Origin of the sequence: uncultured Kushneria sp., assembly GCF_947497025.1 — a bacterium.
Lineage (GTDB): Bacteria > Pseudomonadota > Gammaproteobacteria > Pseudomonadales > Halomonadaceae > Kushneria.
The window spans coordinates 1-19,103 of record NZ_CANMFC010000004.1 but is presented as its reverse complement, the minus strand read 5'-3'; the positions used below and the strand labels follow the sequence as shown (position 1 = coordinate 19,103).

Genomic DNA, 19,103 nt, shown 5'->3' with positions numbered 1-19,103 from the left:
AGGGAGTTTCCTCATGCAGACAGGTGTAGCACTGGTCGTCGGCGCCACCGGCATCACCGGCGGCAATCTGGCCTCATATCTGGTCGCCAGCGGCTGGACCGTTTATGGTCTGTCGCGTCAACCCACCGAACAGCAGGGCGTGATTCCGGTGTCAGCCAACCTGCTGGATGCTGATGCGACCGCGCAGGCGCTCAAGGGCCTGCCCATCAGCCATGTGTTTTATTGCACATGGACGAAGCGCGATACCGAACAGGAAAACGTTGAAGCCAACGGCGCCATGATGAACAACCTGTTCGCCGCGCTGGATCCCGAGACACTGGTGCATGGCGCGCTGGTGACCGGCACCAAGCAGTATCTGGGCTCTTTTGAAAGCTACGGCAGCGGTCAGGTGGAAACGCCGTTTCGCGAATCCGCCCCGCGTGTGCCGGGCGAGAACTTCTATTACACGCTGGAAGATATCCTGATCGAAGCCGCCGGCAGGTATGGCTTTGCCTGGAATGTGCACCGCCCGCACACCGTCATCGGCCACGCTCGTGGCAACGCCATGAACATGGGCACGACGCTTGCCGTCTACGCCTCCATCTGCAAGGCCACCGGCCGGCCGTTTGTCTTCCCGGGCTCGCAGTTCCAGTGGAACGCGCTGACCGACATGACCGATGCACTGCTGCTGGCGCGCCAGATGGCCTGGGCGGCACTGACACCGGGCGCCCACAATCAGGCGTTCAACACGGTCAACGGTGACACCTTCCGCTGGCGCCGCATGTGGCAGGAAATTGGCGAGTTTTTCGGCCTTGAAGTGGCCGACTGCCCGGAAACGCCCCAGCCGCTGGATGAGCAGATGGCCAGTATCGAAGGCGAATGGCAGAAGATTGCCGAGCAGCACGAGCTGGTCGAATCAGACGTCACGAAGCTCGCCTCCTGGTGGCACACCGATGCCGACCTCGGCCGCGAGCAGGAATGTGTCAACGACATCGTCAAATGCCGCGACTTCGGCTTCGACGAATTTCGCGAGACTCGCGCTGCCTTTTTTGACCTCTTTACTCGCCTGCGGGCAGAGAAGGTCATTCCGTAAGCAGGCACCGTTGTGCACTTGAGCCTGTGCACCTCAAAGCCCGCCACTCATGTCGAGTGGCGGGCTTTTTTAATGCACGGGTCTTGAGGCAATCGACAGGAAGCGTGATCAGCCCAGTATCTGCGGGTTGAGATGCCAGGTGCTCCAGGTGAGCGCCGTGGCCAGCGTCACCCATGCCAGATAGGGCACCAGCAGGGCGCCGGCCAGTGGCTTGATGCGCCAGAAGGCGATCAGCGTGGCGAGAATCAACAGCCAGAGAACGACCGTGCCGGCAAAGGCGACTGCCCCCAGATGCCAGACAAAGTAGAGCCAGCTCCACAGCGCATTGAGGGCCAGCTGCACGACAAACAGTGTCAGTGGTGGGCGGACATTCTGCGTCGGCTTTTCCCGCCAGACGAGCCAGGCGGCGATGCCCATCAGGGTATAGAGCGTGGTCCATACCGGACCGAAGATGCCGGCCGGCGGCGCCCACGAAGGCTGCTGAAGCTGTTGGTAGAACGAAGCGGCATTGACGGAGGCGACGGCGCCAATGGCAGCGGCGATAAAGGCCAGCAATAGCCAGCCGGCAAGTCCCATGTACTGTTGACGTTGGGTAAGTGACTTCATGCCATGCCCCTTTTTAAAAATCTGTATTGAGCGTCTGTTTTGAGCGTCTCGGCGCCGTGCGCGGCAGCAGAGGAGCGTGCCTGTATCCTACACAATAGCGCTCGCGACCGGGTGTGACAGTGAGGCAGGATGTCTCATGATGCCACCACTGATAAGAGGAAAGAGCATGCAGATTGCGATCATGGGCGCCGGCGCGATCGGCAGCTATTACGGGGCGCTGCTGGCACGCGCCGGCCATGCGGTCACGCTGATCGGCCGCGCGGCGCACGTCGAGGCGATTCACCATAAGGGTCTGATGCTGGAGACGGCGTCAGGGCGCGAAACGTTTGAGGTCACGGCCAGCACCAGCGTGAGTGCATGCATTGAAGGACGCCGAGCTGGTGCTTTTTTGCGTCAAATCCACGGATACCGAAACCGCCGGTGCAGCGATGGCCCCGGTGCTGTCTGATGCCGCGGTCGTCATGAGTCTGCAAAATGGGGTGGATAATGCTTCACGGCTTGCCGCGACTTTGGGCCGTGAGGTGATCCCGGTGGTGGTTTATGCCGCGGTAGCCATGGCGGGGCCGGGCCACGTGCGCCATCACGGTCGCGGCGAGCTGGCGCTGGGGGCATCCCCCATGAGCGAGACACTGGCGCGGCTGTTTCATGACGCCGGTATTCCGGCGAAGGTCTCGGACAACGTGATCGGCATGCTATGGGCGAAGCTTGTGATCAACTGCGCCTGGAATGCGGTATCGGCCATTGCGCAACAACCCTATGGCGCGCTGAGGGCCATCGACGGTGTATGGGAGATGGTGCTCGCGGTTGTTGCAGAGTGTCAGGCCGTGGCACAGGTTTGTGAGGTGACACTGCCTGGTGACCTCCCCGGCGCCGTGCTGGCCATCGCCGAGAGCATGGCGGGGCAGCGCTCTTCAACAGCGCAGGATCTGGCCCGCGCGCGCCCCAGTGAAATCGAGCATCTCAATGGCTTTATCGTTCGCCAGGGGCAGGCCCATGGCATCGACACCCCCGTCAATCACACCCTGCTGGTACTGGTCCGCGCGCTGGAGCAGAGTCGCAACACTTGTGATATCCCTTCTGCCTGACATGCGCTTTTTCTGATATCAATTGCTGCGTTTTACGGCCCTGAGCATTGTACTTTGGTCACGATATCGACCAAAGCCGCGCTTCCTGCCGTCATGGCGCGCTGTACAGTCCACTGAACAACGTTCAATCCACTGTACGGCGATCGATATCGGAGCGCGCCATGACGCAAAAGAAGCTGAAAGTGGCGGTGGCCACCCCCCTGAGCGAGGCGCTGTGAGTACGGATTGAATCCATGGTGCCCGAGATCGAGCTGCTGCGGGATCAATCGCTGCTGCCGCCCATGCGCCATCCGGCCGATTTTGCCGGTGACCCGGACTTCAGGCGCACCCCCGAGCAGGAAGCACAGTTTGATGCGCTGTTAAATGAAGCGGAGGTGCTCTACGGCATTCCGGATGTCGACCCGCAACGGCTGGCGAAGGTGGTCGAGGCCAATCCAGAACTTCGCTGGGTGCATGTCATGGCGGCCGGCGGCGGGCGGCGGGCAGGTCAAGGCGGCAGGACTCTCTTCCGAGGCGCTGGAGCGGGTGATGTTTACCACCTCGGCCGGCGTACATGGCGGGCCGCTGGCGGAATACGCCGTGTTCGGCGTGCTGGCGGGCGTCAAGCAGCTGCCGCGCATCATGGCCAGCGTGATCACCACTGGGGCGATCGCTGGATGATGGGCCAGATCAGCGAGCAAACGGTGCTGATTCTGGGGCTGGGGGGCATCGGACGTGAAGTGGCGCGCCGTCTGTCCCTGCTGGACATGCATGTGCTCGGGGTCTCCCGCCAGCAGCGCATGGTGCCCCATGTGGATGAAATCATTGCACCTTCGCAGCTGCGTGACGCTGTGCGGCGTGCCGATGCCATCGTGATTGCGCTGCCGGGCACCGATGCCACCGAAGGGTGGATTGATGCCGAGCTGCTGGCCGAGATGAAGCCCGGCGTCACCATCGTCAATGTCGGCCGCGGCACGGTCATTGATGAACCCGCGCTGATCGAGGCCCTGCAGCGTGAGCATGTCGGGCTGGCGGTGCTGGATGTGACGGCCTCGGAGCCGCTGGATAACGCCTCTCCACTGTGGGACATGCCCAATGTGCTGCTGACCCCGCATACCGCTGCCCTCAGTGACGCCGAGGATCGTCTGATTGCCGAGTTTTTCGCCGATAACGCGCGGCGCTATCTCAACGGCGAGGCGCTGAGAAACCGTGTTGATACGGTCGAGTTCTACTGATGAGTGCCCCGGCGGTTAGCCGTGCGCTGCGCGTGCTGGCCGTGCTTGAAGCGGCCGGCGGCGCAACGCTGGGGGTGAGCGAAATGGCGCGCCAGCTGGGCGTGGCGCGTTCATCGCTGCACAACGTCTGTCTGGCGCTGGAAGCCGAAGGCATGGTCCAGCGCAGCGAGGGCGGCTATCGGCTGGGCCGTCGGCTGGTCGAGCTGGGGGGCGCGTATCTGCGCACGGTGGACCCGGTTCAGGCGTTCTATCAGGCCTGCAGCGATCTCGCCTTTCTCCACGATGAAATCTGTCAGCTGGCGGTGCTTGACGGCACGGACGTGCTCTATCTCGCCGCCCACGCCGGGCGCTTGCCGCTGCGCATGACCGCCAGCATCGGCAGCCGCTTCCCGGCCTCGATCACGGCGGTAGGCAATGCGCTGCTGGCCCAGCTGGAGGACGACGAGCTGCGACAGCGCTTTGAAAACCCGGCCACACGCCCGAGCTGGACGGACGATTCGACGACCGATCTTGAGGCACTGATCGACAAGATTCGTGTTGTGCGTTCGCGCGGTTTTGCGCTGGACAAGGGAGAGGTGTTTCCAGGTATTCGGGGACTGGCGGTTGCGGTGGCCCCCCAGTACAGCGGTGAACAGGCCTATGCCGTCGGTGCCTCACTGCTGGAGGTGTACTGCAACGTCCATATCGAACAACAGGCCATCGAGGCGCTATCTGCTATGGCCGACCATATCGCCAATCCAATGAATCTGGGCAAGAGTAGTGCCAACGCCGGTGCCTGACGATTGGCGGTGATCGCCACTTTAAAAGGGGGAAAGGGCATGCGAAAGGGTGATGATACGGGATCGACCATGCGTGTTGGCATGATCGGACTGGGCAGCATGGGCATGCCAATGGCACGCAACCTGCTGGCGGCCAAAGTGGCCAGCCGGGTCAGCGTGTTTGGTCGCTCACCCGAGAAGCTGGCGCCGGCGCTCGAGGCCGGCGCTGAGCGCTGTGATACGCCAAAAGCGGTTGCGGCGCAAAGCGATGTGCTCATCACGGTGCTGCCGGATCTGCCCCAGCTCGAGGCGCTGATCGACGGCGATGATGGCCTGTTGGCGGGGCTTTCCGGGCCACTGGTGCTGGTGATCTGCTCAACCTCATCGCCTGAGGGGGTGCGCGCGCTGGCCCGTCGCCTTGATGAGCAAAGTGAGGGGCAGATTCGGGTGCTGGATGCACCGTTGTCCGGCGGCACGGATGGTGCCGAGGACGGCCGGCTGTCCATCATGGTGGGCGGCGGACATGACGATCTTGAGCGGGCGCGCCCGGTACTGGAGACCATGGGGACACCCGTTCTGCTGGGGCCGCTGGGGGCCGGTGAAGTGGCCAAGGCCTGCAATCAGATGGTGGTGGCTGCCACCATGGTGGCCCTGTCCGAGGCCACGGTGATCGCTGAGCGCGCGGGTCTGGATGTCGAGAAGCTGCTGGACTGTCTGGGCGGCGGCTATGCCGGCGGGCGCTTTCTGGAATCGCGCAGGCAGCGTCTGATCGACAAGGATTACACGCCCTCCGGCATTGCCCGCTACATGATCAAGGATCTCGGGTTTGCGCGCGATGAGGCCACGCAGCAGCAGGTGGTGACCCCGCAGCTCTCGACCCTTTTAACCCTTTATAAAGATCTGGGCGCGCGCGGGCTGGGTGAGCTGGATCTGACCGTGACCCAGCGTTATATCGCCGAGCTTGATCATGAGCCCGACCGCGATCAGCACGACTAACCAGGCACGACCGGCAGTTACAGGCAGGAAAAGAGCAGGAAAGAAGCAGGCACAGGGGGTTACACAGAAGATAACGGGAACGGCGGCTCGAGCGGCGTCAGTGGGAGGGAACAATGACCATATTTCGCGGGGTGTGGCGCAGCATCGAGTGGCTGATCGTGGCTTTGATGACCGCCATGATGGTGCTGGTGTTTTTCAACGTGGTGCTGCGTTACGGCTTCTCTTCCGGGCTGCGCTCCGGGATCGAGCTTTCGCGACTCGGGTTTGTGTGGGTCGTGATGCTGGGGGCTTCATTGTGTCTCAAGGATGGCGAGCATCTGGCGGTGGCGGAGTTCTTTGATCGCCTGCCGTCCATGGTGCGCTCCATCATTGCCCGCCTCTTGTGGATCGTGATTCTGGGCGTCTCGATCATGCTGGTGATGGGCTGCTGGAAGCAGACAGTGGCCAACTGGCACAACATCTCGCCGCTGACCGGGCTGCCCACCGGACTTTTCTATCTGGCAGGTGTCGTGGCCGGCACGCTGATGAGCATCACCTCACTGATCGGGCTGTTGCGACCGGGCCCCGGGCGGGCGCCGGGTGAACAGGGCGGTGACGGCCATTCGCTGGCCGTCGATGATGCAGTGTCTTCATCCAACCGGGAGCACCGCTCATGACGCTGGCACTGTTTCTGGGCGTACTGATCGGGGCGATCCTGCTGCGCCTGCCGGTGGCCTTTGCGCTGCTGTTGGCGGCGGGCGCGCTGATGCTCAATCTGGGTATGTTCAGCGCCGACATCCTGTCGCAGTCAATGATCAACGGCGTGGACAACTTCGCGCTGCTGGCGATTCCCTTTTTCATGATCGCCGGCGAGGTGATGGCGGTTGGCGGGCTGTCCGATCGTATCGTGAAACTGGCGCGATGACGCTGGTGGGCCACTGGCGCGGCGGACTGGGGTATGTGGCGATTCTGACCTCGCTGTTGCTGGCCGGGCTTTCAGGCTCGGCCGTGGCAGATGCCGCGGCGCTGGTCAGCACCCTCTACCCGATGATGCGCAAAAGCGGTTATCCGGCCTTTCGTTCGGTGGGCCTGCTGGCGGCCGGCGGCATTATCGCGCCGGTCATTCTCCCGTCGCTGCCGCTGATCATCCTGGGCGTGGCGGGCAATATCTCGATTGCCAAGCTCTTTATAGGCGGCATCGTGCCCGGGCTTTTGATGGGGCTGGCGCTGATGACCACCTGGCGGTTCATGATGCGCAAATCCGATCTTGAGCCTCAGCCGAAGGCGAGCCGGGCCGAGCGCCTCAAGGCGCTGAAGGAGAGCGTCTGGGCGCTGTCGGTATCCGCCTTGGGGTCTTTACGCCGACGGAAGCTGCCGTAGTAGCCGCGGTCTACGCCATTTTCGTGTCGACCGTGATCTATCGCGAGATGAGTCTGGCCAGGCTGGCACAGGTGCTGAAAAGCGCCGGCCGCTCGACGGCGCTGGTGATGTTTCTGGTCGGCGCGGCGATGGTGGCCTCCTGGGTGATTACCATCGCGCAGCTGCCGCAGCAGCTGGCCGAATTGCTGGGCCCGCTGGTCGACAACCCGAGGCTTTTGATGGCGGCCATCATGGTGGTGGTGCTGCTGGTGGGCATGGTGATGGATCTGGCCCCGGCGATCCTGATTCTGGTGCCGCTGTTCATGCCACTGGTACGCGAGGCGGGGATCGATCCGATCTACTTTGGCCTGATGTTTGTCATCAACTGCTGTATCGGCCTGATCACCCCGCCGGTGGGCACGGTGCTCAACGTGGTCTGCGGCATCAGTAAAACGACAATGAGTGAGGCCGTACGCGGCGTCTATCCCTTTGTTCTGGTGTATATCGCACTGCTGGCGCTGTTCGTGCTCATACCCCAGATCATTACCGTGCCGATGCACTGGCTGATCGGCTGACCCTGGCAAGGAGCAACAACATGAAAAAATTCCTGTGTAGTACGACGCTGGGTGCCACGGCGATGACGACCGCGGCGGCGCTGCTGGTGGCCATGTCGGTGTCCGGCAGTGCATGGGCGGCGACCACGCTGCGCTTTGCCCACCCCACGCCGCAAAACGATCTGCAGCACAAGCTTGCCGAGAAATTCAAGGAGGAGGTCGAGGCCCAGAGCAATGGCGATCTGAAGGTACAGATCTTCCCCAATGGTCAGCTGGGCAACGATGCGCAGATGATCGACGGGGTCCGCTCCGGCATCATCGACATTACGCTCTCGGGGCTGACCAACTTTACCGGCATGGTGCCGGAAGCCGGTGCCTTTGAGCTGCCGTTCATGTTTGCCGACAGCGCCGCTGCCTATCAGGCCCTTGACGGCACGCCGGGGGAGGAGGTGATGAGCAAGCTGCCGGCGCTGGGCCTGAAGGGGCTGGCGTTTCCGGAAAACGGTTTCCGCGAGATCACCAACAATCGCGGGCCGATTCGTGAACCGAAGGACCTGGAAGGTCTGCGCATGCGGGTCAATAACTCGATTACGCTGAACAACATGTTCGAGCTTCTGGGCGCCAACCCGCAGCAGCTGCCGGTGGCCGAGCTGTATACGGCGCTGGAAACCGGTGTCGTGGATGCCCAGGACCATCCGCTGGGCATCGTGGTGTCGTTCAACTTCAACGAGGTTCAGAAGTATCTCTCGATCACCAACCACGCCTACTCGGCGCTGTTGATGGTCATGAACCAGAAGCGTTTTGACAGCCTCACGCCCGAGCAGCAGCAGATTGTCGAAAAGGCGGCAGCGGATGCCACCGCGATGCAGCGCCAGATGAACACCGAGCAGACCGAGACGATGATCACAACGCTTGAAGAGGAGGGCATGGAGGTTAATCGCGATGTCGATACCGCGGCCTTCCAGCAGGCCATTCAGCCCGTCTGGAAAACCTTTGTTGACCAGAACGGTGACGAGATGATCAAGGCCATTCAGGCCGTGTCCGGCGATGGCCAGTCATAAGCCACTTGATGGGGTATGCCGGGGCAAGGGCCCCGGCATACCCGGCCTCATTCGCCGAAAAGAGTAGCCAGAATGCGGCGGCTGCCACCGTTTTCCCGATGTTCGCCCAGCCAGATGCCCTGCCAGGTGCCGGTGGCCAATCGACCGTTGTCGACGGCCAGCGTCAGCTCGGTGCCCATGAGGCTCGCCTTGATGTGGGCGGGCATGTCGTCCGGGCCTTCCATAGTGTGGCGAAAGTAGGGCAGATCGCCCGGAACGCGGTCGCGAAAGAAGGCTTCCATATCGTGACGCACGTCGGGGTCGGCGTTTTCATTGAGCGTCAGTGACGCGGAGGTATGCAGCATCTGTAGATGCAAAAGCCCGGTGGAGATCTCCGACATTCGGTCAAGAGCGCTTGTGATGTCATGGGTAATCAGGTGAAAGCCGCGCTGGTAGGGCTTGAGGGTAATCTGCTGGCGGTACCACATGAGCGGTGACTCCCTGCTGTTGGATTTGATGATAAAGGGTAGATGAGCGTGCCGGCGGCGTCTTGTAAGAGGGCTGGCTGGAAAAGGTATACTAAGACCAAAGTGTCGTATGGCCGCCAGCACTTTGCGCCTAGTCTTGGATGACCTTTCAGAGGGACCGCGCCATGGCTGATGAACGTCGAGCAGATCACGAGACCGTCTATTGGCCCATGGGGCCCTTCAAGGTGCGTCTGCCTTTTATCCACTATCGTTTCGAGTGGCCTGATTATTGTCAGGGGCTTTTGATGTGCGCTGTCGATCTGGCAGCCATCCCCCTGATGACCGAGCTTCTGGGCATGCCCTTTGAGGTGGCGCTGGCGGTCGTGCTCCTCAACGGCTTTCTCTATCTGGCCCATCATCTGCTGGGCGACCCGGTGGTGCCCGGCTGGATCACACCGGCAATACCGCTGGTGATGGCCTGGTGTCAGACCTTTCCAGAAGGCACCGAGCGCATCCATGCCCTGATTGCCTTTCAGATGACGCTGGGGCTTTTCTCGATCGCGCTGGGCGTCTCCGGACTGTCTCACCGCGTGGTACAGCTGGTGCCGTCGGCACTCAAGGCCGGTGTCATCATTGGTGCCGGTATCGCGGCGGTCATCACGGTATTCCAGGTGGGCGGGCGCTTTGACAGCTTTCCCTGGACGATTTCAATTGCGATCGGGGCGGCTTTTTACCTGCTGTTCTCACGTCATTTTACCCGGCTTAAAACCCGCAATACCTTTTGGGCGACGTTTGGCAAACTGGGGATTTTTCCGATTATTGCGCTGGCCGTGGTGATTGCACCGCTATTTGGTGAAGCATCCTGGCCGCAAATCGAGTGGGGGATCACATCGCCTGATTTTGCAGGCCTTTGGCAGAACTACACGTTATTTGGTCTTGGCTGGCCGCCGCTGATGCTGTTTGTACAGTCGCTGCCGGTGGTGCTGGCCACCTACATTGTGGTGTTCGGCGATGTGCTGCAGGGCAAGGCGCTGCTGGATGAGGCCGATGCCGCCCGGCCGGATGAGAAAGTCGAATATGCACCCAACCGCGCGCACATGATTTTTGGTGGACGCAATGCGGTCATGAGTGTGATCGGTCCGGATATTGCCATGTGTGGCCCGCTCTGGGCTGCCATGCACGTGGTCATTGTTGAACGCTTCAAGGAAGGCCGAAAGGCGATGGGTTCCATTTTTGGTGGTGCCGGTTCATTTCGATGGGGGACCAATACCGGCTTGCTGCTGATGCCCATCGTGAGTCTGGTGCAGCCCATTCTGGGCGTGGCGCTGGCACTGACATTACTGATTCAGGGCTACGTCAGCGTGCGGGTGGGCATCATGGCAGCTCGCAGTCAGAGAGATCTTGGCATTGCGGGTATCGTGGCCGCAGTGCTGGCGACACGAGGCGCTGCCTGGGCCTTTGCCGTAGGCGTTATTCTATGCCTGCTCATCTATGGGCGACGATTTTTCAGCGGTGAGGATGATCATACCTTCAACAACGATCACTAGTCGGCGATGAGACTACGCTGTGAATGTCGCACTTGTTGCAGACGGCATGAAATCGATACAGGGAGAACTGCCATGAAAACACGGGCCGCCGTGCTACGCGAAATGCAAAAGCCTCGTCCTTATGGGACGTCAAAACCGCTGTCGATCGAAGAGGTCACCCTTGATCCGCCGGGTCGCGGTGAGGTGCTGGTGCGCATCCGCGCTGCGGGCCTGTGTCACTCTGATCTGTCAACGATCAACGGTAATCGTCCAAGACCACTGCCGATGGTACTCGGCCATGAGGCGGCGGGAGAAGTGGTTGAAATCGGCGAGGGGATTGATGATCTCCATGTAGGGGATCATGTGGTGTTTTCCTTTGCACCCAATTGTGGCACCTGCGCCTTTTGCCTTTCCGGCGAGGCGGCACTGTGTCAGCCGGGGGCGGCGGCCAATGCTGGCGGACATTTGCTGGGCGGCGGCATGCGGCTTCATCGCGGTGAGGAGACGGTTTATCACCATATCGGGGTGTCCGGGTTTGCCGAGCATGCCGTTGCCTCCCGGCGCTCATTGACGCGCATTGATCCGAGTCTGCCGTTTCACATTGCGGCGCTGTTCGGCTGCGCTGTGCTGACCGGGGTGGGAGCAGTCGTGCATACCGGTGGTCTCAAGCTAGGTCAGTCGGTGCTGGTGGTCGGCCTGGGTGGCGTGGGGCTGGCGGCAGTGCTGGGCGCGCTGGGCGGTGGTGCGCGTCAGGTGATCGCAGCGGATATCGATGCCGACAAGCTTGAAACGGCCAGGGCCATGGGGGCCACGCATGTCGTGAACAGCGGCGATGACAATGCCATCGAGCAAGTGCGCGAGATCAGTGGTGGTGGGGTGGATCTGGCCACCGAGTTCGCCGGTGTGGCATCGGCGCTGGAATTTGCCTTCGAGTGTACTCGCCGCGGCGGGACAACGGTGACCTCCGGGCTGCCTCATCCCGATGTGCGACTGGCCATCAGTCCCACACGCCTGGTGGCCGAGCAGCGCACGCTCAAGGGATCGTATCTGGGCGGGCATGTTCCTTCACTGGATGTGCCGGGCTATATCGCGCTTTACCAGGCCGGACGCCTGCCGGTAGACCGGCTTTTGACCCATCGACTGAAACTTGAGGACATCAACGAAGGGTTTGAGCGTCTGGCCCAGGGACGCGCCATTCGCCAGGTGATTGACCTTTAGTGCTCTGGGGCTGTGCGCCTGATCAAGGGCACGACATGAGCCGGGTGCAATGCCCATGGGCCTGCTAACCTGAAGGGCATCCTTTGGCGCTTCATCGTTGATTATCAGGAGAGAATCATGGATCAGACCCGTATCGAAAAGGACAGCATGGGCGAGCTGGAAGTGCCGATGGAGGCGCTGTATGGCGCTCAGACCCAGCGGGCCATCAATAACTTTCCGGTCAGCGGACACCCCATGCCGGCGTCCTTCATTGCTGCTGTGGCGAGGGTCAAAAGGGCTGCCGCCGAGGTCAATATGGATCTTGGGCTGCTGGATGAAGGGCGGGCGCTGTCCATCGTCAAGGCGGCCGATGCGATCATTCGCGGTGAGCACGCCGATCAGTTCCCGATTGATATCTATCAGACCGGGTCGGGCACCTCGACCAACATGAACGTCAACGAGGTGATTGCGCACCTGGCCTCGCGGGACGATCTCGATATTGGGCCCAACGATCATGTGAACATGGGTCAGAGCAGCAATGACACCATTCCGACAGCGCTGCATGTCTCGATTGCCATGGAGCTCAACGAAAAGCTGCTGCCGACGCTGCGCTATCTGCAAAAGACCATCGAAGACAAGGCCGCGACGCTTGACGATGTGGTCAAGACCGGGCGTACGCATCTGATGGATGCCATGCCGGTGCGCATGAGTCAGGAGCTGGGCGGCTGGGCCAATCAGGTCGCGCAGTCCATCGAGCGTCTTGAAAATGGACTGACGCGCATGTTGCGACTGGCCCAGGGCGGCACGGCCGTGGGCAGCGGCATCAATGCCCATCCGGAGTTTGCCGAGCGCTTTGCCAAACGCCTCTCCGAGCAGACCGGGCTTGCCTTTACGCCGGCAGACAGCTTCTTTGCAGCGCTGGGCTCGCAGGACGCTACGGTAGAAATGTCAGGACACCTCAAGGCCTATGCCTGCGCACTGATGAAAATCAGCAACGATCTGCGCTGGATGAATTCCGGGCCGCTGGCAGGTCTTGGTGAAATTGAACTGGAAGCCCTGCAGCCGGGCAGTTCCATCATGCCGGGCAAGGTCAATCCGGTGATTCCCGAGGCGGCGGCTCAGGTCGCCGCCCAGGTGATCGGCAACGATGCGGCGGTGACCGTGGGTGGACAGTCGGGCAACTTCCAGCTCAACGTCATGCTGCCGCTGATGGCGCACAACGTGTTGAGCTCGATCTCGCTGTTGAACAACGTCTCCCTGCTGATGGCCGACAAGGCGATCAGTAGCTTCAACGTCCGTCGCGACAATATCGAGTCGCCGCTGGCGCGCAATCCGGTACTGGTCACGGCGCTCAATCCGGTGATCGGCTATAACGAAGCGGCGCGTGTGGCCAAAAAGGCTTATAAAGAGGGCCGGCCGATTATCGAAGTGGCCGAGGAAGAGACCGAGCTTTCTCGCGAGGAGCTTGAGCGTTATCTCGACCCGGCCCAGCTGACACGGGGTGGCATCCAGGAATAGGATTTGATGTGTCAGTGCATGCGATAAAAAAAGGCCCCTTCCGGGGCCTTTTTTATGCTGCCTTCATGTAACGTCACGCGGGTTTAGTGCGTCAGAGCATGATCCGGCGAGGGGGTGCCGACCGGCTCGCTCATGTCATTTGCGCTGGTATCCATGCGACCGGTGACGTATTCCTGCAGGCGTTTGCGCTGAGGCTCGTCCAGACGCATGTCCATCTTGGTACGACGCCAGAGGATATCGTCGACCTGGGTGGCCCACTCGTGGTCGATCAGGTAGTCCACCTCGGCGCGGGTCAGCCCGGCACCGAAGTCCTCTCCCAGCCCGGCCTCATCGGTGACGCCATCCAGGAACTTCTCGCACAGCGTGCCGTAGCTCGAGGCAAATCGAGTGGCTCGCGGTTCACCCAGAAACGGATACTGAGTCAGCAGCTTGCGGGTATAGGCCTCGCGGGAATCGATATTGCCCCCCGGCAGCGGACGCTTGTCGGTCCAGGGTTTGCCCATGCTCGGGAACCAGGGCTCGATTTTCTCCATGGCGGATTCGGACAGTCGACGGAAGGTGGTGATCTTGCCGCCAAAGACCGACAGCATCGGCGCACCGGTATCGTCCAGCGCCAGCGTATAATCACGCGTCATGGCAGAAGGATCGTCTGATTCATCATCACACAGCGGGCGTACGCCGGAGTAGCTGGTGACCACGTCATCACGGGTCAGCTGCTCCTTGAAATGCGCGTTGACGACATTGAGGATGTAGTCGGTCTCTTCATCGCTGATGGTGATATGGGTCGGATCACCCTCGTAATTCTGGTCGGTTGTCCCGATCAGGCTGTAGTCATTCTGCCAGGGCAGGACAAAGACAATCCGCTTGTCCTCGTTTTGCAGGATGAAGGCGCGGTCATCACCGTTGATGCGGCGGGTGATGATGTGGCTGCCCTTGATCATGTTGATGCCATAGCGCGACTTGCGCTGAGTGCTGCCCTTGATGAAGGACTCTACCCACGGGCCGGCGGCGTTGATCAGGGCCTTTGCACGGCGCACCAGCTGCTCACCGGTGCGGGTATTTTCCAGCGTGATTTCCCAGATGCCCTCCTTTTCCACGGCGCTGATGCAGCGCGTGCGCACCAGAATCTCGCCACCCTGTTCCTGGGCCTGCAGGGCATTGAGCACAACCAGACGGGCATCGTCGACCCAGCAGTCGGAATATTCAAAGCCACGCTTGATGTCGGGCTTGAGCGCGCTTGAACCGTCAAATTTCAGTGACTTTGAGCCGGGCAGCGTAGCGCGCGGACTCAGATGGTCGTACAGGAAAAGACCGGCGCGCAGCATCCAGGCGGGCCGCAGGTGCTGGCGGTGCGGCAGGATAAAACGCAGCGGCCAGATAATGTGCGGTGCCTTGGCCAGCAGGACTTCACGCTCGTGAAGCGCCTCGCGAACCAGACGAAATTCCTTGTGTTCCAGATAGCGCAGCCCGCCGTGAATCAGCTTGCTGGAAGCCGATGAGGTGGCACTGGCAAGGTCGGCCTGTTCACACAGCCCGATGCTAAGACCGCGGCCGGCAGCATCATTGGCAATACCGGTGCCATTGATGCCGCCACCGATGATGAAAAGGTCCAGAACGGGGGTGGCCACTGAGGAAGTCTTGTCGGAAGTCATGCGCCTGCCTTGCGCGTCTGCGCCGGGTTAAGGAATTGGGAACGCGGTAACCATACCATCACGAATGTTCGAATGTGAACATATGTCATGTTCAAAAGAACATCAAGTGATCGGTGATTGTCTGATGCAATCGGCATGATCAGCTTTTTGTTCGGTCGATAACCTTCCTTCCAGGCGACCTTCTTCCAGAGCACTGCTTCAAAAGCACTGTTTCCAGGGCACGGCTTTATTTCAGGGGCATATGTTAAGGGCGATGTCCTGCTCGCTCAGCAATCTGCATATGCCGGCAGGCGGCTCCTGGTCGGTAAACAGGGCATGAATCTGATTGAGATGCCCCAGACGCACCACGGCGTTGCGGGAAAACTTGGAGTGATCGGCGGCCAGGTAGACCTGACGCGAGTTGCTGATAATGGCCTGAGCGACTCTGACCTCCTGATAGTCAAAATCCAGCAGGGCGCCGTCCTCGTCAATGCTGCTGATGCCGATGATGCCGAAGTCGACCTTGAACTGATTGATGAAGTCTACCGTGGCCTCACCGATGATGCCGCCATCGCGCGAGCGTACGGTGCCGCCTGCCACAATGACGTTGAAGTCCTCGCGATGTTGAAGCGTGGCGGCCACGTTGAGGTTGTTGGTGATGATTTCCAGCCCCTGATGGTTGAGCAATGCCTCGGCGATCAGTTCGGTACTGGTGCCGATATTGATGAAAAGTGAACTTTGGTCCGGAATCTGTTCGGCCAGTGATCGGGCAATACGCGCCTTGGCATCGTGATTGATCAACTTGCGAGCGCTATAGGCGGTATTGACCGTGCTGGATTCCAGTAGACCGGCGCCGCCATGAACGCGTCGTATCAGCTGCTCATCGGCCAGCACCTTGAGATCGCGCCGGATGGTCTGTGGTGTGACATCAAAGTGATGTGCCAGCTGCTCGATGGTCGCATAGCCCTGACGCTTGACCATGTCGGCGATGGTGTTGTGGCGTTCCTGCTGGGTCATGTGGTGTCCTTTCCGCAAGCTTTCCGAGGCTGATCCATTGCGCCAGGGTATCCCTGCGCCGCCTGCTCGGCAATAGATGTTTCGGTGTGGTTTTCACTTGATGTTCGCCATGTTCATCCGGCAACAAAATTTGTGGAGCATTGCGCCTTTTAGCGCTTTTCAACCCTTTTGCAAGGCTTGTAATACTAAGGTTTAAAGGGGTTTAAATTCTTTATAATCAAAGATTTAAATTGTCTTTCATGGAAAGTCGGAAACGGCACATCGTTTTTTCAAATGATTGCTATAGGATGCTCGGAAAGCAACACAGTCATGCCTAATGTTTAAAAATCAACGCTATTCCGGGGTAAAAAAATGGGTATCATCGAAACCATCCTGGTTCACGAAATCGCCGGTACGGCCATTCTGACACTGCTGGGGTGCGGTGTGGTGGCCAATGTGCTGCTGAACAAGACCAATGGCCATGGCAGTGACGGTATCGTCATCTTCTTCGGCTGGGGTCTGGCGGTCTTCGCGGCCGTTTACGTGGCCTATGACACTGGCGCGCATATCAATCCGGCCGTGACCCTTGCTTTACTCATCGGGCCGGCGAAGGAGTATGCCGATGGTATCCCGATTACCTTTGCGACCACGGTGGCCTATCTTGTGGCCGAATTTGTGGGTGGATTTCTGGGCGCGGTGGGGTGCTATCTGGCCTACAAGAAACATTACGATGATACGGAAGACGCTGGCGCCATTCTGGCCACCTTTTCCACCGGCCCGGCCATCAAATCCCATGGATGGAACATGGTGACCGAGATCATCGGGACATTCGTATTGATCTTTGTGATCATCATGTTTGGAAATACCCCCAGCGGTCTCGGACCGCTTGCGGTGGCAATGCTTGTGGTATCAATCGGTGCCTCTCTGGGCGGGCCGACCGGATACGCCATTAATCCGGCGCGCGATCTGGGGCCTCGCATTGCGCATGCTGTACTGCCCATCAGGAACAAGGGCAGCAACAACTGGGGCTATGCGCTGGTGCCCATCATTGGCCCGGTCATTGGCAGCACGCTGGCCGCCCTGGCTGCCCACATTTATTAAGTCATCATCGGTTTCATACCTCCGCTCGTATTCAATCGAGGAGTCAATACGCATGAGCAAGCAGAAAAAGTACATTCTCGCCATCGACCAGGGAACGACCAGTTCACGCTCGATGTTGTTTGATCATGAAGGTCGTGTGGCCGGCATTGCCCAGCGTGAATTCGATCAGATATTTCCGCGTCCGGGCTGGGTCGAGCACAATCCGCGCGAAATCATGACCAGCGTATTGACCACGCTGGCCGAGGTCATCAACAACTCGGAGGTCGATGTCTGCGAAATCGCCTCGATCGGGATTACCAATCAGCGCGAGACCACTGTCATCTGGGACAAGAAGACGGGGCACGCCGTTTACAATGCCATCGTCTGGCAGTCACGCCACTCCGCTGAAATCTGTGACGAGCTGCGCGAGGCAGGCCATGAGGACATGATCCGTGACAAGACGGGTCTGGTCATCGATGCCTATTTCTCGGCCACCAAGCTGAAGTGGATCTTCGACAATGTCGAAGGCGTCAGGGAAAAGGCCGAGAAGGGCGACCTGCTGTTCGGCACCATCGACAGCTGGCTGGTATGGAATCTGACCGGCGGGAAAGTGCATGTCACCGACGTGAGTAACGCCTCGCGCACGATGCTGTTCAATATTCGCGAACGCAAGTGGGATCCCGAGCTGCTGGAGCTGTTTGGTGTGCCTGAAAGCATGCTGCCCGAGGTGAAGTCCAACAGCGAAGTGTACGGCCATGTGCTGCCGAAGTACCTGTTTGGCCACGAGGTGCCGATCGCCGGCATGGCGGGCGACCAGAATGCTGCGCTGTTTGGTCAGGCCTGCTTCAAGCCCGGGATGGCCAAGAACACCTACGGCACCGGCTGCTTTACGCTGATGAATACCGGCACCGAAGCCACGCCTTCCGAAAACGGCTTGCTGACCACCGTGGCCTGGGAAGTCGAGGGCACCATGGAATACGCGCTGGAAGGCAGCGTGTTCGTGGCCGGCTCGGTGATTCAGTGGCTGCGTGACGGCCTGCGGATGCTGGGCAGAGCGTCTGACTCGGAAGCTTACGCCGAGCGTGCCGGCAGCAATGACGGTGTTTATATGGTGCCTGCTTTCACGGGTCTGGGTGCGCCTTACTGGAACTCCAACGTACGCGGTGCGATGTTTGGTCTGACGCGCGGTACCACCAAGGAGCATTTCATCCGAGCCGCAGTCGAGTCGCTGGCCTATCAGAGTGCCGACGTTCTGCATGCCATGCAAAACGATGCCAATATTGCGCTGACCGAGCTGCGTACCGACGGTGGTGCCATCTCCAACAACTTCCTCGCCCAGTTCCAGGCCGATATCCTGGGTGTTGATGTGCTGCGCTGTGAGGTCAATGAGACCACGGCACTGGGTGCCGCTTACCTCGCCGGTCTGGCGGTCGGTTTCTGGAAGTCGCGTGAAGAGATCGCCGAGTACTGGGCACTCGAGCGCAAGTTCGAGCCGGCAATGAGCGAGAAGCAGCGCAACGAACTCTATGATGGCTGGAAACAGGCCGTTGAGGCCACCATGGGGTTCCGCGTCGAATCGTAACGAAACGCTGTTGAGACAAGGCCCGGGTCTGCTGATGTCATGGCAGGCCCGGTTTTTTTGAGGCGCTGACCGTCAATGGCCCTGGTGGAAGACTTGACGCTTGCAGAGCGTGGGTAAAGGGCAAAGGGCGGCCGACTCATGCAAAGACATGTTTTATAACAATACAGTGGCGCAAACGGTTGCGCTCGAACAGAAAATAAGTACAATAGCGCAGCGTTGAAACGGCACTTGTATGCCATTGAAGCAGGACCGTAGCTCAGTTGGTTAGAGCGCCACGTTGACATCGTGGAGGTCAGCGGTTCAAATCCGCTCGGTCCTACCATCGCTTCAGGTGTAAACGCAGGCTTTTTTGACAGGTATTGATTTGCAGGACCGTAGCTCAGTTGGTTAGAGCGCCACGTTGACATCGTGGAGGTCAGCGGTTCAAATCCGCTCGGTCCTAC

General features: G+C 60.1%; 18 protein-coding genes, 2 tRNA genes and 1 pseudogene. 17 read left to right on the top strand and 4 right to left on the bottom strand.

The genetic code is table 11. The annotated features are described in order from the left end of the window. Positions 1 to 13 precede the first annotated feature (13 nt). Positions 14 to 1,072 (top strand): SDR family oxidoreductase, encoded by a 1,059-nt coding sequence (locus Q0931_RS08420; RefSeq protein WP_299259235.1) that lies wholly within the window; start codon positions 14 to 16, stop codon positions 1,070 to 1,072. Between the two features lie 108 nt (positions 1,073 to 1,180). Here Q0931_RS08420 and Q0931_RS08415 read toward each other — a convergent pair whose 3' ends face one another. Then, entirely contained in the window at positions 1,181 to 1,678 is a 498-nt protein-coding gene (locus tag Q0931_RS08415; protein WP_299259233.1) for a TspO/MBR family protein, read from the bottom strand. Between the two features lie 166 nt (positions 1,679 to 1,844). Here Q0931_RS08415 and Q0931_RS08410 point away from each other — a divergent pair, with 166 nt between their 5' ends. From Q0931_RS08410 to Q0931_RS08370, 9 genes and pseudogenes are all read left to right on the top strand, one after another. After that, the gene (locus Q0931_RS08410) at positions 1,845 to 2,126 is read left to right on the top strand and encodes a ketopantoate reductase family protein (RefSeq protein ID WP_299259231.1); all 282 of its coding nucleotides are present in this window, start codon (positions 1,845 to 1,847) and stop codon (positions 2,124 to 2,126) included. Next, positions 2,041 to 2,763 (top strand): ketopantoate reductase family protein, encoded by a 723-nt coding sequence (locus tag Q0931_RS08405; protein WP_299259229.1) that lies wholly within the window; start codon positions 2,041 to 2,043, stop codon positions 2,761 to 2,763. The genes Q0931_RS08410 and Q0931_RS08405 overlap by 86 nt, the downstream gene beginning before the upstream one ends. Positions 2,764 to 2,996: 233 nt before the next feature. Then, positions 2,997 to 3,977, top strand: coding sequence for a D-2-hydroxyacid dehydrogenase (locus Q0931_RS08400; RefSeq protein ID WP_299259227.1), 981 nt, complete (start codon positions 2,997 to 2,999; stop codon positions 3,975 to 3,977). Next, on the top strand, positions 3,977 to 4,756 hold the full coding sequence (locus Q0931_RS08395; protein WP_299259225.1) for an IclR family transcriptional regulator: 780 nt from the start codon (positions 3,977 to 3,979) through the stop codon (positions 4,754 to 4,756). Before Q0931_RS08400 ends, Q0931_RS08395 begins: the two co-directional genes overlap by 1 nt. 39 nt (positions 4,757 to 4,795) lie before the next feature. After that, positions 4,796 to 5,731: an NAD(P)-dependent oxidoreductase gene (locus Q0931_RS08390; RefSeq protein ID WP_299259223.1), complete on the top strand. Its 936-nt coding sequence runs from the start codon at positions 4,796 to 4,798 to the stop codon at positions 5,729 to 5,731. 113 nt (positions 5,732 to 5,844) lie between these two features. Continuing rightward, the gene (locus tag Q0931_RS08385) at positions 5,845 to 6,387 is read left to right on the top strand and encodes a TRAP transporter small permease (protein ID WP_299259220.1); all 543 of its coding nucleotides are present in this window, start codon (positions 5,845 to 5,847) and stop codon (positions 6,385 to 6,387) included. After that, the gene (locus tag Q0931_RS08380) at positions 6,384 to 6,635 is read left to right on the top strand and encodes a TRAP transporter large permease subunit (RefSeq protein WP_299259218.1); all 252 of its coding nucleotides are present in this window, start codon (positions 6,384 to 6,386) and stop codon (positions 6,633 to 6,635) included. The genes Q0931_RS08385 and Q0931_RS08380 overlap by 4 nt, the downstream gene beginning before the upstream one ends. After that, positions 6,632 to 7,644 (top strand): annotated as a pseudogene (locus Q0931_RS08375) (TRAP transporter large permease subunit). The gene Q0931_RS08380 and the pseudogene Q0931_RS08375 overlap by 4 nt, the downstream one beginning before the upstream one ends. Positions 7,645 to 7,664: 20 nt before the next feature. Next, positions 7,665 to 8,684 carry a DctP family TRAP transporter solute-binding subunit gene (locus Q0931_RS08370; protein WP_299259216.1) on the top strand — a complete coding sequence of 340 codons (1,020 nt, stop codon included), beginning with the start codon at positions 7,665 to 7,667 and terminating at the stop codon, positions 8,682 to 8,684. A 47-nt stretch (positions 8,685 to 8,731) separates the two neighbouring features. Here the strand turns inward: Q0931_RS08370 and Q0931_RS08365 are convergent, their stop codons facing one another. Next, positions 8,732 to 9,151, bottom strand: a complete 420-nt coding sequence (locus Q0931_RS08365) for a secondary thiamine-phosphate synthase enzyme YjbQ (RefSeq protein ID WP_299259214.1) — start codon at positions 9,149 to 9,151, stop codon at positions 8,732 to 8,734. Between the two features lie 164 nt (positions 9,152 to 9,315). Between Q0931_RS08365 and Q0931_RS08360 the strand changes: the two genes are divergently transcribed. The 3 genes from Q0931_RS08360 to Q0931_RS08350 all read left to right on the top strand — a co-directional run bounded on the left by Q0931_RS08360 (position 9,316) and on the right by Q0931_RS08350 (position 13,371). Next, positions 9,316 to 10,677, top strand: a complete 1,362-nt coding sequence (locus Q0931_RS08360; RefSeq protein WP_299259212.1) for a hypothetical protein — start codon at positions 9,316 to 9,318, stop codon at positions 10,675 to 10,677. A gap of 72 nt (positions 10,678 to 10,749) precedes the next feature. Continuing rightward, on the top strand, positions 10,750 to 11,874 hold the full coding sequence (locus tag Q0931_RS08355; RefSeq protein ID WP_299259210.1) for a zinc-dependent alcohol dehydrogenase family protein: 1,125 nt from the start codon (positions 10,750 to 10,752) through the stop codon (positions 11,872 to 11,874). 117 nt (positions 11,875 to 11,991) lie between these two features. Beyond that, complete coding sequence (locus Q0931_RS08350; RefSeq protein ID WP_299259208.1) at positions 11,992 to 13,371, top strand: aspartate ammonia-lyase; 1,380 nt, start codon at positions 11,992 to 11,994, stop codon at positions 13,369 to 13,371. An 83-nt stretch (positions 13,372 to 13,454) separates the two neighbouring features. On the opposite strand, the gene glpD is transcribed toward Q0931_RS08350, so the two are convergent. Both glpD and Q0931_RS08340 read right to left on the bottom strand, forming a co-directional pair. Then, entirely contained in the window at positions 13,455 to 15,023 is a 1,569-nt protein-coding gene (glpD, locus tag Q0931_RS08345) for a glycerol-3-phosphate dehydrogenase (protein ID WP_299259206.1), read from the bottom strand. A 231-nt stretch (positions 15,024 to 15,254) separates the two neighbouring features. Further along, complete coding sequence (locus tag Q0931_RS08340) at positions 15,255 to 16,019, bottom strand: DeoR/GlpR family transcriptional regulator (RefSeq protein ID WP_299259204.1); 765 nt, start codon at positions 16,017 to 16,019, stop codon at positions 15,255 to 15,257. A gap of 351 nt (positions 16,020 to 16,370) precedes the next feature. On the opposite strand from Q0931_RS08340, the gene Q0931_RS08335 reads away from it, so the two are divergent. The 4 genes from Q0931_RS08335 to Q0931_RS08320 all read left to right on the top strand — a co-directional run bounded on the left by Q0931_RS08335 (position 16,371) and on the right by Q0931_RS08320 (position 19,102). Then, positions 16,371 to 17,099: an MIP/aquaporin family protein gene (locus Q0931_RS08335; protein ID WP_299259202.1), complete on the top strand. Its 729-nt coding sequence runs from the start codon at positions 16,371 to 16,373 to the stop codon at positions 17,097 to 17,099. A gap of 52 nt (positions 17,100 to 17,151) precedes the next feature. Continuing rightward, positions 17,152 to 18,660: a glycerol kinase GlpK gene (gene glpK, locus Q0931_RS08330; protein WP_366941594.1), complete on the top strand. Its 1,509-nt coding sequence runs from the start codon at positions 17,152 to 17,154 to the stop codon at positions 18,658 to 18,660. A gap of 245 nt (positions 18,661 to 18,905) precedes the next feature. After that, a tRNA-Val gene (locus tag Q0931_RS08325) sits at positions 18,906 to 18,982 on the top strand. A gap of 46 nt (positions 18,983 to 19,028) precedes the next feature. After that, positions 19,029 to 19,102 (top strand) — tRNA-Val (locus Q0931_RS08320). The last annotated feature ends 1 nt before the right edge of the window (position 19,103 follow it).